This window comes from Streptomyces mesophilus, assembly GCF_011044995.1.
Classification (GTDB): domain Bacteria; phylum Actinomycetota; class Actinomycetes; order Streptomycetales; family Streptomycetaceae; genus Streptomyces; species Streptomyces mesophilus.
The window spans coordinates 22,647-35,077 of the sequence record NZ_JAAKZW010000063.1; the positions used below are offsets into that span (position 1 = coordinate 22,647).

The following is a 12,431-nucleotide window of genomic DNA, read 5'->3' on the forward strand; positions in this document are numbered from 1 at the left end:
GCAGTGCTTACGACACCGTCATACGTCGAGCGAGCTCGGCGAGGCGGTGTCGTTGCACGTTGGTCGCCTGGCCGATCACCAGGCGCCGCAGCAGCTTCGGATACGTGACGCTGACGGTCTCGCTCACGCGGGTGCCCGCCCCGTCCGGGGCGAGCTCCACCGTGGCCGTCAGCCGGACGCGGCCGGGGCTGCGGACGTCGCTCACGATCCGCCGCCCGGGCTCGGGGAACGTCATCGTCACGCGGATCGGGTTGTCCCAGCGCAGTGGGCCGAGGACGCGGAAGCGCTCCACCGCCACGTACCGGACCTCGTCCTCGGCGGTGACGACATCGCGTACCGCGACCAGCAGCGGAGAGAGACCGATATAGCTCTCCGGGTCCGCGAGGTGCGCGAAGATCCGCGCCGCCGGCGCGGGAACGGTGACGTCGTGGCTGAACTCCTCGGTGGGCACGGCGCCATCATGCCCCGGCGATCACTGCGGGAACAGATGCGATCACTGCGGGAACAGATGCGATCACCGCGGGAACAGCGGCGAGCCGGCGCGGGAACAGAGGCGAGCCGGCGCCGGCTCATCCGGGGCGGGCCCCCGGCCTGCGGGGACGCGCGGTCGGTGGTGCGATGGAGAGACCCGAGGTCCACCGTCCGCACCCTCCGGACCGTCCGAAAGGCGCCCCGCATGCCCAAGCCCCTCGTCGTCGTCACCGGTGCCAGCTCGGGCATCGGCGCCGCCACCGCCCGGCTGCTTTCCGCGCAGGGCCACCCGCTGCTGCTGCTCGCCCGGCGCGTGGACCGCCTCGAAGCGCTCGGGCTCCCGGACGCCATGTGCCGCAAGGTGGACATCACCGACCGCGCCGCCGTCGCCGACGCCGTGGCGGAGGCCGAAGCGGCGTACGGGCCCGTGGACGCGCTGATCAACAACGCGGGCGTGATGCTGCTCGGCCGGATCGCCGACCAGGACGCCGGCGAATGGGACCGCATGCTCGACGTGAACGTGAAGGGACTGCTCGGAGCGGTGCGTGCGGTGCTGCCCGGCATGATCGAGCGTGAGCGCGGCACCCTCGTGAACATCGGCTCGGTGGCCGGCCGCAAGACCTTCCCGAACCACACCGCGTACGTGGGCACCAAGTTCGCCGTGCACGCGATGTCGGAGAACCTCCGCGAGGAAGTCGCGCCGCACGGTGTCCGCGTGACCGTCATCGGCCCCGGCGCCGTCGAGACCGAGCTCCTCTCGCACACCACCGACGACGGCATCAAGGCCGGATACGAGGAGTGGAAGAAGGAGAACGCCGCGCTCTCCCCGGACACCGTGGCCCAGGCCGTGCTCTATGCGTACGGGCAGCCGCAGGACGTGTGCATCCGCGAGATCGTGCTGGCCGGGACGCGTCAGCAGGCCTGAAATCCGGTGATACCGCCCGCAGTTGACCGCTCCGGAGCAGCCGCGGACGGCCCCGGAGCGGTCAACTGTCAGTCGCTGTCGTAATGTTCAGCGGATCATCAGCACGCTCACCGTGCGCCGGCCGATCCGCCGGGCGCCGCGACGAGGGGGAAGTCCGTGCAGTTCAAGCTCCTGCCGCGTTCGTTGTCCGGCTGGACCATGTCCATATTCGGCGTACTCGCCGCCGGCATGGGCATCGTGGGCCTGATCGCGCCCGACGCCCTGATCAAGATGATGGGCTTCGCGTCCGCGCCGGACGGCGGTCGCGGCGACGGCGACTACACGGTGGTCTTCCTGACGGCCTCGTCCATGGCCGCGCTCAACATGGGCGTCTACTACGTCCTTGCCGCCGCGAGCAATTGGACGGCCTTCTTCCGCTGGACCGTTCCGTTCCGCCTCCTCACCTGCACCGTCTTCACCCTGGCCGTGCTCGGCGACCGCGCTCCCGCGGGGTTCATCGGGGTGGGTCTGTGGGAGGGACTCGGCGCCGTGGCGACCGCGATCGCGCTGCGCAAGGACAAGCAGCGGGCCGCGCCGCCGGCTCCTGCCGCGGCTGTCTGACCGGGCCCGTTCGTCCTTTAAGCTTCACTGCGGCTCCGGGGGTTGTCTCGTGGCTCGCGACTTGGTTCGTGACTTGGCTCGTACGAAGAGACGACCCCGCAGGGAGAAGTGAGGTATGCCGGTGATCTGCGTCGGAGGCATGATCGGCATCGGCAAGACGAGTGTCGCCGAGCTGATCGCCAAGGATCTGGGCAGCGAGGTCTTCTACGAGAGCGTGGACGACAACCCGATCCTGCCGCTCTTCTACACGGCGAGCCCCGAGGAGATACAGGCCAAGCGCTACCCCTTCCTCCTCCAGCTCTACTTCCTGCAGACCCGGTTCGCCTCCATCAAGGAGGCGTACAAGAAGGGCGACAACGTCCTCGACCGGTCCATCTACGAGGACTGGTACTTCGCCAAGGTCAACCACGACCTGGGCCGGATCAGCTCCCTCGAGATGCAGGTGTACGAGGGCCTGCTCGCCGAGATGATGCGCGAGATCGACGGCCTGCCGTACCGCAAGGCGCCGGACCTCATGGTCTACCTCAAGGCGGACTTCGAGACGGTCCTGCACCGGATCGGGCTGCGGGGACGCGACTTCGAGCAGGACGAGAGCCTCGTCGCGTACTACCGGACCCTGTGGTCCGGCTACGACGCCTGGGTGCACGAGCACTACTCGGCCAGCGAGGTCCTCGTCATCGACATGAACCACACGGACGTGGTGAACAACCCCGAGGACGCCGCCCGCGTCGTCCAGCAGGTCAAGGACGCCCTGACGGCGGCCCGCGCCGCGCTCTAGGCCGGTACGTCAGCGCGCGCGGCGGAACGCGAACGCCGCGACCACTCCGCCGACCAGGCCGAACAGGTGCCCCTGCCACGAGATGCCGTCCGTCGTCGGCAGGACGCCCCACAGGATCGATCCGTACACGGCGCCGACCAGCAGGCCGATCACGACATCGCCGATCCGGCGGTCCACGAAACCGCGGACCAGCAGATAGCCGAAGAGGCCGAAGACCACGCCCGAGGCGCCGGCCGTCACGGAGTACGCGGGCGCCGTGAGCCAGACACCCAGACCGCTCGCGAGCACGATCGTGGCGACCACCGCCGCGAAGCGCCGTATCCCCGAGAGCGCCGCCAGGAAGCCGAGCACGAGCAGCGGCATGCTGTTGGCGATCAGGTGGTCCCAGCCGTAGTGCAGGAAGGCCGCCGGGATCACATCGCGCAGCTCGGTGAACTCGCGCGGGGATATGCCGTACGTGTCCAGGGCGTGGCCCGAGGCGACATCGACCGCTTCGAGCAGCCACAGCAGCGCCAGCCACCCGACCATGATCAGACCGGCCGCCTTGGCGCGGTCGCGGCGGCGCTCGGCGGGCGCGGGCGGCGGGAGCGGTGACGTGTATCCGTACGACATGAGCGGACCCCCAGGCTCGCGGACCGCTCACGCAGCGCGGCCCTCACTTCGCTCAACGCACGGGAGGCGCGGCCTGGTTCCGGGCCGCCGGATAGGCTCGGGGGTATGAAAGACGCCGAGCGCATCCCCTGGGTCGTAGGGGTCTCCGGAGCCTCCGGGACGCCGTACGCGGCAGCCGTCCTGCGCGGGCTCCTCGCGGCGGGCGAGAGCGTGGACCTGGTGGTCAGCCGGGCCTCGCGGCTCACGCTGCTCGACGAGACGGGCATCGCGTACAGAGACGCGCACTGGCGCGAGGACCTGGGGGAGTGGCTCGCCCGGGGAGCGGACGGCAAGCCCGGCACCTTCGCGGACATCGACCTCGGCGACGTACGGCACTGGACCGCCGGTGACCTCGCGGCCGGGCCCAGCTCGGGCTCGTACAAGACGAAGGGGATGCTGATCGTGCCCGCCTCGACGGCCTGTGTGGCCGGAGTGGCACTGGGACTTTCGAAGGACCTGCTCCAGCGCACGGCGAGCGTGACGCTCAAGGAGAGCCGCAAGCTGGTGGTCGCGGTGCGCGAGACACCGCTGAACGGTCAGACGCTCAAGCATCTGGTGAGCCTGGACGAGGCGGGAGCCGTGGTGCTCCCGGCCTCGCCGGCGTTCTACGCGGGGGCGACGCACATCCAGGATCTGGTGGACTTCGTCGCGGGGCGGGTGCTCGACGCGGCAGGGGTGCCGCACGGGCTGTACCGCCGCTGGGAGGGTGAACTCGGCGGCGGCTCCCGCGAAGGCGACGGCTCCCGCGAAGGGCCTCAGCGCTGACGCGCAGGGGCGTTCAGCGCTTCTTGCCGCGCACCGGGCGGGACACCTTGTCCGCGCGGGCAGCGGCGATCGGGGACTTGTGGGCACGCGAGCGGTCGGCCAGCTCCTGCAGCGAGCGCATGTGGGCGTAGGCCATCTCGAGCGTGTACACGGTAAGGACACTCCTGTAGATCGTCGTTGATCTTCTGCAGACCTCAGGCCTCAGACCGCGGAAAACGCGAGAAACCCGAAAAGTTCTGCAAGAATCGCAGGGGAACTGCCCTGCATGCCTTAGATTTTACACCTAAACTCGCAGGATCGCTAAATAATGGAAGGTGCCGGCGCATGGACGCGGTGGACAGGCAGCTCATTCAGGCCCTGAGAGAGAACGGCCGGGCGTCGTACGCCGAACTGGGCCGTCTCGTAGGCCTGTCGGGACCCAGCGTCACCGACCGCATCAACCGGCTCGAGAGTGCGGGCGTCATCACCGGCTACCGCGCCACGGTCGACTCCGCCTCGCTCGGCCTCGGGGTGACCGCCCTCATCGGCATCTCGCTCTCCGACGCCGCCGACCACGAGGACGTGGCGCGCCGGCTCAGGGACCTCAGCGAGATCGAGGACTGCTGGTTCATCGCGGGCGACGACTCGTACATGCTCAAGGTGCGCGTGGGCGACGTGGACGGTCTGGAGAAGACGATCCGCCGGCTCAGCGGCACGAAGGGCGTCTCGCGTACGCGTACGACCATCGTGCTCTCCACCAAGTGGGAGAACCGGGTCGGCGAGCTGCCCGAGCAGCTCTGAGCCTGCGTTGTGCGGGGGCGGTCGCCGGATGTACAGGGGGCGGTCGCCGGAGGTGTCGGTGGCGGGGCGTACCGTGGACGGTCGGCACAAGTAGTGAATTGCTGGGAGGCGGCCAGGTGACTGCATCTATTAAAGATGTGGGACTCAAGCGCGATCTTGAAGACAAGGTCCGCTCCGGGGAGCGGCTGACCCGTGAGGACGGCATCGCGCTCTACGAGAGCGACGATCTGGCCTGGCTGGGCGGGCTCGCCCACGAGGTGCGGACGCGGAAGAACGGCGACGTCGTCCACTTCAACGTCAACCGCCACCTCAACATGACCAATGTGTGCACCGCGTCGTGCGCGTACTGCTCGTTCCAGCGCAAGCCGGGCGAGAAGGACGCGTACACGATGCGGATCGAGGAGGCCGTCCGCCTCGCCAAGGCGATGGAGAACGACAACCTCACCGAGCTGCACATCGTCAACGGCCTGCACCCCAACCTGCCGTGGCGCTACTACCCGCGTTCCCTCAGCGAGCTCAAGAAGGCGCTGCCGAACGTCTCCCTGAAGGCCTTCACCGCCACGGAGATCCACCATTTCGAGACGATCTCCGGGATGTCGGCCTCCGACATCCTCGACGAGCTCATCGAGGCGGGCCTCGAGTCGCTGACCGGCGGCGGCGCGGAGATCTTCGACTGGGAGGTCCGCCAGCACATCGTGGACCACCGCACCCACTGGGAGGACTGGTCGCGCATCCACCGGCTCGCGCACTCCAAGGGTCTGAAGACCCCGTGCACGATGCTGTACGGGCACATCGAGGAGCCCCGCCACCGCGTCGACCACGTCCTTCGGCTGCGTGAACTGCAGGACGAGACCGGCGGTTTCCAGGTCTTCATCCCGCTGCGCTACCAGCACGACTTCGTCGACATGCAGGACGGCAAGGTCCGCAACAGGCTCCAGGCGCGTACGACGATGGCGACCGGCGCGGAGGCCCTGAAGACCTTCGCGGTCTCCCGCCTGCTCTTCGACAACGTGCCGCACGTCAAGGTCTTCTGGGTCATGCACGGTGTGCAGACCGCCCAGCTCGCGCTTCAGCACGGCGCGGACGACATGGACGGCTCGGTCGTCGAGTACAAGATCACGCACGACGCCGACAACTACGGGACGCCCAACAAGCTCTCCCGCGAGGACCTGCTCGACCTGATCCGCGACGCCGGCTTCCAGCCCGTCGAGCGCAACACGCGCTACGAGATCATCCGCGAGTACCCCGGCCCCGAGGCGGACCGCCGCGAGTCGCCGCAGCCCATGCGCCTCTGAGGCTCCCGGCCCATGTCCTTGCGCTTCGAACTGGACCCCGCCATAGGTCCGCAGCTCCGTGACGGCCTGCTCGCGCTCTGGGCCGATGTGTCCAACGCGGGCGGCGCCGTCGGGTTCGTCCCGCCCGTCACCGCCGAGGAGATACGGCCCGAGCTGGTCAAGCACTTCGCCGCGATGACGGAGGGCCGCACCCGGCTCCTCGTCGGGTACGACGAGGAGGGCGCCGTCGCCGCGACGGCCTTCCTCACGTACAACACCCATCGCCTCATGCGGCACTGGATCTGGGCGTACACCGTGATGGTGCATCCGAAGCACCAGGGCAAGGGGTACGGGCGTGACCTGATGGCCGCCGTCGAGGAGGCCGCGCGCGGGTTCGACGGGATCGAGCTGATCCGGCTCACCTGCCGCGGCGGCACCGGGGTCGACCGGTTCTACGCGTCCTGCGGCTACAAGGACGGCGGCCGGGTGCCCGGTGCGATCCGGGTCGAACCCGGGGACGACCGGGACGACATCACGATGTATCTGCCCCTGTACTGACCGGAAAACGGACATGGTTCACTGGTCGGGCAGGATTCTCGGAATGAAAAGAGGCCAGCCGTGGCAGCCAAGGTGAACGCCACCCTCCGCTACAGCCTGATGCGTATCGGCATCTTCGTCGGCAGCTTCGCCGTGCTGTGGGCCCTGGTCTTCTTCGGGGTCCTCCCGCGCGGACTCGGCGACTCCAACTACCTGTGGGTGCTGCTGCTCGCCATCGTCATCTCCGCGCCGCTCAGCTTCGTACTCCTGCGCAAGCAGCGCGACGAGATGTCCGAGCAGATCGTCACCCGCGTCGACCGCGCCAAGACCCGGCTCGCGGAGAACCGCAGCATGGAGGACGGCATCTGAGGCGCAGGCCGCGCCGCAGAACGCCTGTAACACTCGTCACACTTCGCCACCCCTGGGCCCTTCGGCCCAGGGGTTTCCTGGTCTTTGGGCCCTTCGGCCCCAAAGCAGCCCTTTGAGTTCCCCAAAGTTCAAGTGTTAACGTGTTCGACATGAAGACAGCAGCTGCGCCCCGCGACCCGAAGAGCATTCCGCTCGTCGCGCGCCTGCATGTCGATCTTTGCCGCTGCATGTCCGCGGCCTGTTGCCGCGCTTGAGCTAGCGACACAATGCAGCGGCGCCGCTCCACCTGACACTTGCGGCCGTCGCTCCACCTTGAAGTCCGTACGTCCCCCCATGCCCCCGCGCACCTCAACTGGAGTGCCCCCGTGTCCTCGACTGTCCAGGACTCCCCGCAGAAGCCCACCGGCTTCCGCATACCGCTGCCCTTCTGGGCGCAGATCCTCATCGGTCTCGTCGTGGGTGTCGGCCTCGGTGCCATCGCCCGTAACGGCGAGGTCGAGTGGCTGACCACCACGCTCGACCAGATCGGCTCGATCTTCGTCCAGCTCCTGAAGCTGGCCGTCGCGCCGCTGGTCTTCTTCGCGATCCTGGTGTCGATCACCAACCTGCGGAAGGTCAACAACGCGGCGCGGCTGGCCTCGCGCACGCTGCTCTGGTTCATGATCACGTCGCTGATCGCGGTCGTCATCGGCCTTGTCATCGGCCTGGTCACCAACCCGGGCGCCGGTACCGGCCTGACCCCGAAGGACGGCGCGAAGCCGGACTCCACGGGTTCCTGGATCGACTTCCTGACCGGCATCATCCCGACCGACATCATCACGCCGTTCACCGAGCTGAACGTGCTGCAGATCGTCTTCATGGCCGCCGTCGCCGGTATCGCGATCCTGAAGATCGGCGAGAAGGCCGAGCCGATCCTCACCCTCAGCGAGTCGATCCTCGAGCTCCTGCAGAAGGCCCTGTGGTGGGTCATCCTGCTCTCCCCGATCGGCACCATCGGCCTCATCGGCAACGCCATCGCCACGTACGGCTGGGACCTGATCAGCAAGTACGCGACGTTCACCGCGGACATCTACATCGGTTGCGCCCTGGTCCTGTTCGGCGTCTACCCGCTGCTCCTGTCGACCGTCGCCAAGGTCAACCCGCTGCAGTTCTTCAAGGGCGCCTGGCCCGCGATCCAGCTGGCCTTCGTCTCCCGCTCCTCGGTCGGCACCATGCCGCTGACCCAGAAGGTCACCGAGCGCCTCGGCGTCCCGAAGGACTACACCTCCTTCGCCGTCCCGTTCGGCGCCACGACCAAGATGGACGGCTGCGCCGCGATCTACCCGTCGATCGCCGCGATCTTCGTCGCGCACATCTTCGACGTGCAGCTCGGCATCAAGGAGTACCTGCTCATCGTCTTCGTCTCGGTGATCGGCTCCGCCGCCACGGCGGGTCTGACCGGCGCGACGGTCATGCTCACCCTGACTCTCTCCACCCTCGGTCTCCCGATGGAGGGCGTGGGCCTGCTCCTGGCGATCGACCCGATCCTGGACATGATGCGCACCGCCACCAACGTGGCAGGTCAGGCGGCCGTTCCGGTCATCGTGGCCGCACGCGAGGGCATCCTCGACAAGGAGGCCTACGACTCGGCCTCCGCGTCTCCGATCGACGCGTACGACGAGCCGCGCGAGGACAAGCACGCCGTGCCGGCTGCTGCCTGATCGATTCGGCATCTGGTGCCCGTACTCCCGGTGGGGGGTGCGGGCACCTTGCCGTTGTGCCCGAGGCAGACCTCTCGATGCGGTCCACCGGCGCAGGAGGATCCTCAGTCGAGGCAGAACTCATTGCCCTCGATGTCCTGCATCACGATGCAGGACTCGTTCTCGCCGTCGGCGAGCATCGTCCGCACATGGACCGCGCCGAGCGCGACCAGCCGCGCGCACTCGGCTTCCAGCGTGGCCAGACGCTCCTCACCCACCAGCCCGAGACCGGCCCGCACATCAAGATGCAGCCGGTTCTTGACGACCTTTCCCTCGGGAACGCGCTGGAACAGCACGCGCGGGCCCGCACCCGAGGGATCACTGCACGCGAAGTAGACCGGCTGATCCTCAGGCGGCAGCGAGTGGTGGTAGTCCTCCCAAGTGGCGAACCCCTCCGGGACCGGAGGTACGACATACCCCAGCGCCTCGCACCAGAAGGCGGCGAGACGCGCAGGTTCCGCGCAGTCGAAGGTCACTTGGATCTGCTTGATCGTTGACATCGGCGCACGATAACAAGGCTCCCGCTCGGCTGGTTGCCGAGGTCGTGTTCGACGATGCCGGGGGCGACCCCCGTGGGGGTGCGGGTACGGCGTCGTTAGGATCTCGGGCATGGCGAACCGGAAGCAGGCCGTGCCGCCCAGGGCTTTGGCGGTCGGCGATGTGGTGGCCGCCCCGGCGCGGGTCCTCGGGGAGTGGACGGCCGCGCAGATCGTCCGCATCCATGCCGATACGCAGACTGTGGCCGTGCTCGAGCTGGACTGGTCCGGCCCCGAGCCGTCCTCCGTGGGCGAGCTCGGCGCCGTCGTCCCCTTGCGGCTGAGCCACCACGCATGGAACGGGGCACTCTCCTTCTGCAACCGCGCATGGATCCTGCCGCGCAGCCACAAGGTCATCGGATCGATGGCCCTGCTCCATGACGAACCTTCGCACTCGTACGCCTTCGCATGGGACCTGGGCGATCAACTCGCCCGGCAGCGGCGGTGGGACGCAGGTGTGCGGGAGGATCCGGCCGACGCCTGGACGGCGGAGTACACGGGTGAGGCGGTCAACGAGTTCCTCGGCCGGCCGGCAGCGCCCCGGGCCGAGGTGGCGCACCTGACGGTCAGGGACATCGACGAGCTCGACTGCGCCCGGCTCGTCCGGCGCTTCCCCGGTGTGACCCGGCTTCAGCTGTACGGACGCCTCGGTCTGCTCACCGCTGCGGGCGAGTTGAACCGGCTGACCGCACTGACGGGCGTCTCCATCAGCGACCTGTTCGGGATGACCGAGGAGGACGTCCTTCGTCCGCGGTGCGTGCCGCAGGTGGAGTCCCTCGATCTGTACAGCGTTCCCGCCGCGTACGCCTCGGCCATGCGCCGCACCTGGCGACCCGAGATTCCGGCAGGGACGTACGTGTCCGTTCTGCGCTCCCGCAAGCCCGAGTGGGTCGAGGAGAACCGGAACAACCCGCTCCGCGACTGGGACGGCCGCGAACACATAAGCGCCGCCACCTACAGGCGGGCCGTCTCCGAGTACAAGGCGACGCGGAAGGCCGTATTCGAGGCGGCCGAAGGGCCCGCAGAGGGCCGGTCGGCGCGCATGGAGGAGATCGGGCGCGCATACGGCGAGGCGTTCAACCGGCTGGACCGCCGGGCCGGCTTCATCGAGACCGTCGAGCGGGAAGAGCTTTTCGACGTCCTCGACCACATCGTGAAGGAAGCCGAGGTGCACCACGGCCCCGTCCCGACAGCCGCCCGCGACAGCCTCATCTCCGGCGTGGAGGGCGTGCGGGACTGGTAGCGGCGAACCTGTTGTCGTACGAAGGCGCCCGCCCCCGAAGTCGGGAGCGGGCACCTTCGTATCGCCGCTGCGGGATGGCCTCAGGTCACGGGTTCGTCCTTGCGTGGACCCCTTGTCCCAGGTCAGTCGGTGATACCCACGTCGTGGAAGAACTGGTAGCGGCTCGGGTCGTCCGGCAGGAACCAGTGGAAGCCCTCCAGGAAGAACACCGCCACCAAGTTCACCGCGATCACCAGGCCCACGAAGCCGAGCACGACCAGGCCCGCCGTGCGGTACAGCGGGGACGTGGGGAGTTCGGTGTCGGACGTGTGGTGGGCGAAGGTCAGGACGATGCCGACGGCCACCACCGAGGCCATGAAGAGGATCCAGGCCCATACGTACATGTGCAGACCGAGCACCGGACTTCCGTACCCCTTGTCGCCGGGCAGGATGTGCAGCATCGTCTGGCGCCAGGACGTGAAGCCGCCCGCCATGACGGCGACGAGCGCCATGCCCCAGCCCATCATGTAGTCGCGGCCGGTGACGGTGCCGCTCATGCCGCGGCGCACGATCCAGGCCGCGCCGAGCGCCGCGAGCAGCATGAACATGCGCTGCACCATGCACAGCGGGCACGGGTAGTCCCAGCTGATGAACTGCACGCCGAGTCCGCCGCAGACCACGCCGGTCCAGCCGACGGCGAAGAAGCAGGCGAACCAGAACTGGAGCCGGCCGAGGAGGCCGGGGCGGGTGGTGTCCGCGGGCGCGGAGGCCGTCGCCGCCATGTCAGTAGCTCAGTCCGAGCTCGAGACTGCTGGTGATGTGGTGCGACAGCAGGCCGATGGTGGCCAGCAGCACCACCCACCAGATGGTGAGGATGATCTTTCTCGGGCGGTCCTGGTACAGGACCACCAGGGCGGCGAGCAGCCCGCCGAAGATGAGGGTGTCCATGCGCGCGGAGGGTAGGCGCCGGAGCCCGCGCCAGGGGTGACCTGGCGGTCGGCGCCCCGGTGCGATCACCCGTGAGGTCGCCGGGTTGCGCCCTTCGGGCCTGGGGACGGCAGGGCCTACGGCCCGCTCCTGAGGCGTCCAACGGGTCTGGCCGGGCGCCCCTCCTGTCGCCGAGGATGGAAGCCGCGACGGGAGCATCCGGTCGCGAAAGGAGCATCGGTGAAGAGGATCGAGACCGCGCGGCTCGTGCTGCGGCGCTGGCGCGAGGAGGACGTGGCCGCGATGGCCGCCGTCAACGCCGACCCCGAGGTGATGCGCTGGATCGGCGACGGGTCGGTGCGGGACGAGGCGCGGACCCGGGCCGGGATCGAGGCGATCGAGCGGGAATGGGAGCACGAGGGGTTCGGGCTCTTCGCGGTCGAGGTGCGCGAGAGCGGCCGGCTCGCCGGGTTCACCGGGCTCTCGGTGCCGCACTTCCTGCCCGAGGTGCTGCCGGCGGTCGAGATCGGCTGGCGGCTCGGGCGTGAGTTCTGGGGCAAGGGGTACGCGACGGAGGCCGCCGGGGCGGCGCTGCGCTTCGGATTCCTCGACCGGGGTCTGAACCAGATCGTCAGCATCGCCCAGCCCGAGAACACGGCTTCGGAACGGATCATGGCCAAGCTGGGGATGCGGCTGCTCCGGGAGACGGTGGATCCGGGGGCCGGGCGGGTGGCCCGGGTGCATGGCCTGAGCAGGGTCGAGTACGAGGCGGCCGCGGCGTAACCGGGGCGGCCGGGGAGCAACGCGCGCGGCCGGCCGGAGAGCAACGCGCACGCGGCCGGAGAGCAGCACCGCGC

General features: G+C 68.8%; 17 protein-coding genes. 11 read left to right on the plus strand and 6 right to left on the minus strand.

Features of this window, described 5'->3' with window-relative positions:
- Positions 1-7: 7 nt before the first annotated feature.
- A complete protein-coding gene (locus G6045_RS17225; protein WP_165332853.1) occupies positions 8-451 on the minus strand; it encodes an SRPBCC family protein in 444 nt (147 codons plus the stop codon).
- 225 nt (positions 452-676) lie between these two features.
- On the opposite strand from G6045_RS17225, the gene G6045_RS17230 reads away from it, so the two are divergent.
- The 3 genes from G6045_RS17230 (at position 677) to G6045_RS17240 (ending at position 2,774) form a co-directional block, all read left to right on the plus strand.
- On the plus strand, positions 677-1,396 hold the full coding sequence (locus tag G6045_RS17230; RefSeq protein ID WP_165332854.1) for an SDR family oxidoreductase: 720 nt from the start codon (positions 677-679) through the stop codon (positions 1,394-1,396).
- A gap of 198 nt (positions 1,397-1,594) precedes the next feature.
- Positions 1,595-1,996, plus strand: a complete 402-nt coding sequence (locus G6045_RS17235; protein WP_165332869.1) for a hypothetical protein — start codon at positions 1,595-1,597, stop codon at positions 1,994-1,996.
- Between the two features lie 115 nt (positions 1,997-2,111).
- A complete protein-coding gene (locus G6045_RS17240; RefSeq protein WP_165332855.1) occupies positions 2,112-2,774 on the plus strand; it encodes a deoxynucleoside kinase in 663 nt (220 codons plus the stop codon).
- 9 nt (positions 2,775-2,783) lie between these two features.
- On the opposite strand, the gene G6045_RS17245 is transcribed toward G6045_RS17240, so the two are convergent.
- Positions 2,784-3,386, minus strand: a complete 603-nt coding sequence (locus G6045_RS17245; RefSeq protein ID WP_165332856.1) for a rhomboid family intramembrane serine protease — start codon at positions 3,384-3,386, stop codon at positions 2,784-2,786.
- Positions 3,387-3,491: 105 nt separating this feature from the next.
- Here G6045_RS17245 and G6045_RS17250 point away from each other — a divergent pair, with 105 nt between their 5' ends.
- Positions 3,492-4,190 (plus strand): UbiX family flavin prenyltransferase, encoded by a 699-nt coding sequence (locus G6045_RS17250; protein WP_165332857.1) that lies wholly within the window; start codon positions 3,492-3,494, stop codon positions 4,188-4,190.
- 13 nt (positions 4,191-4,203) lie between these two features.
- On the opposite strand, the gene G6045_RS17255 is transcribed toward G6045_RS17250, so the two are convergent.
- Entirely contained in the window at positions 4,204-4,341 is a 138-nt protein-coding gene (locus tag G6045_RS17255; protein WP_165332832.1) for a hypothetical protein, read from the minus strand.
- A 173-nt stretch (positions 4,342-4,514) separates the two neighbouring features.
- Here G6045_RS17255 and G6045_RS17260 point away from each other — a divergent pair, with 173 nt between their 5' ends.
- The 5 genes from G6045_RS17260 to G6045_RS17280 all read left to right on the plus strand — a co-directional run bounded on the left by G6045_RS17260 (position 4,515) and on the right by G6045_RS17280 (position 8,850).
- A complete protein-coding gene (locus G6045_RS17260; RefSeq protein WP_165332858.1) occupies positions 4,515-4,970 on the plus strand; it encodes an Lrp/AsnC family transcriptional regulator in 456 nt (151 codons plus the stop codon).
- A gap of 128 nt (positions 4,971-5,098) precedes the next feature.
- Positions 5,099-6,265: an aminofutalosine synthase MqnE gene (gene mqnE, locus G6045_RS17265; RefSeq protein ID WP_165332870.1), complete on the plus strand. Its 1,167-nt coding sequence runs from the start codon at positions 5,099-5,101 to the stop codon at positions 6,263-6,265.
- Between the two features lie 12 nt (positions 6,266-6,277).
- On the plus strand, positions 6,278-6,802 hold the full coding sequence (locus G6045_RS17270) for a GNAT family N-acetyltransferase (protein WP_165332859.1): 525 nt from the start codon (positions 6,278-6,280) through the stop codon (positions 6,800-6,802).
- A 60-nt stretch (positions 6,803-6,862) separates the two neighbouring features.
- Positions 6,863-7,150: a DUF4229 domain-containing protein gene (locus G6045_RS17275; protein WP_328707809.1), complete on the plus strand. Its 288-nt coding sequence runs from the start codon at positions 6,863-6,865 to the stop codon at positions 7,148-7,150.
- 365 nt (positions 7,151-7,515) lie between these two features.
- Positions 7,516-8,850 (plus strand): dicarboxylate/amino acid:cation symporter, encoded by a 1,335-nt coding sequence (locus G6045_RS17280; RefSeq protein WP_165332860.1) that lies wholly within the window; start codon positions 7,516-7,518, stop codon positions 8,848-8,850.
- Between the two features lie 104 nt (positions 8,851-8,954).
- Here G6045_RS17280 and G6045_RS17285 read toward each other — a convergent pair whose 3' ends face one another.
- Positions 8,955-9,389, minus strand: coding sequence for a VOC family protein (locus G6045_RS17285; RefSeq protein ID WP_165332861.1), 435 nt, complete (start codon positions 9,387-9,389; stop codon positions 8,955-8,957).
- Between the two features lie 109 nt (positions 9,390-9,498).
- On the opposite strand from G6045_RS17285, the gene G6045_RS17290 reads away from it, so the two are divergent.
- Positions 9,499-10,668, plus strand: coding sequence for a hypothetical protein (locus G6045_RS17290; RefSeq protein ID WP_165332862.1), 1,170 nt, complete (start codon positions 9,499-9,501; stop codon positions 10,666-10,668).
- Between the two features lie 122 nt (positions 10,669-10,790).
- Here the strand turns inward: G6045_RS17290 and G6045_RS17295 are convergent, their stop codons facing one another.
- Both G6045_RS17295 and G6045_RS17300 read right to left on the minus strand, forming a co-directional pair.
- Positions 10,791-11,429, minus strand: coding sequence for a disulfide bond formation protein B (locus G6045_RS17295; RefSeq protein WP_165332863.1), 639 nt, complete (start codon positions 11,427-11,429; stop codon positions 10,791-10,793).
- A 1-nt stretch (position 11,430) separates the two neighbouring features.
- Positions 11,431-11,595 (minus strand): DUF5993 family protein, encoded by a 165-nt coding sequence (locus G6045_RS17300; RefSeq protein WP_165332864.1) that lies wholly within the window; start codon positions 11,593-11,595, stop codon positions 11,431-11,433.
- Positions 11,596-11,823: 228 nt separating this feature from the next.
- On the opposite strand from G6045_RS17300, the gene G6045_RS17305 reads away from it, so the two are divergent.
- The gene (locus G6045_RS17305; RefSeq protein ID WP_408056340.1) at positions 11,824-12,357 is read left to right on the plus strand and encodes a GNAT family N-acetyltransferase; all 534 of its coding nucleotides are present in this window, start codon (positions 11,824-11,826) and stop codon (positions 12,355-12,357) included.
- The last annotated feature ends 74 nt before the right edge of the window (positions 12,358-12,431 follow it).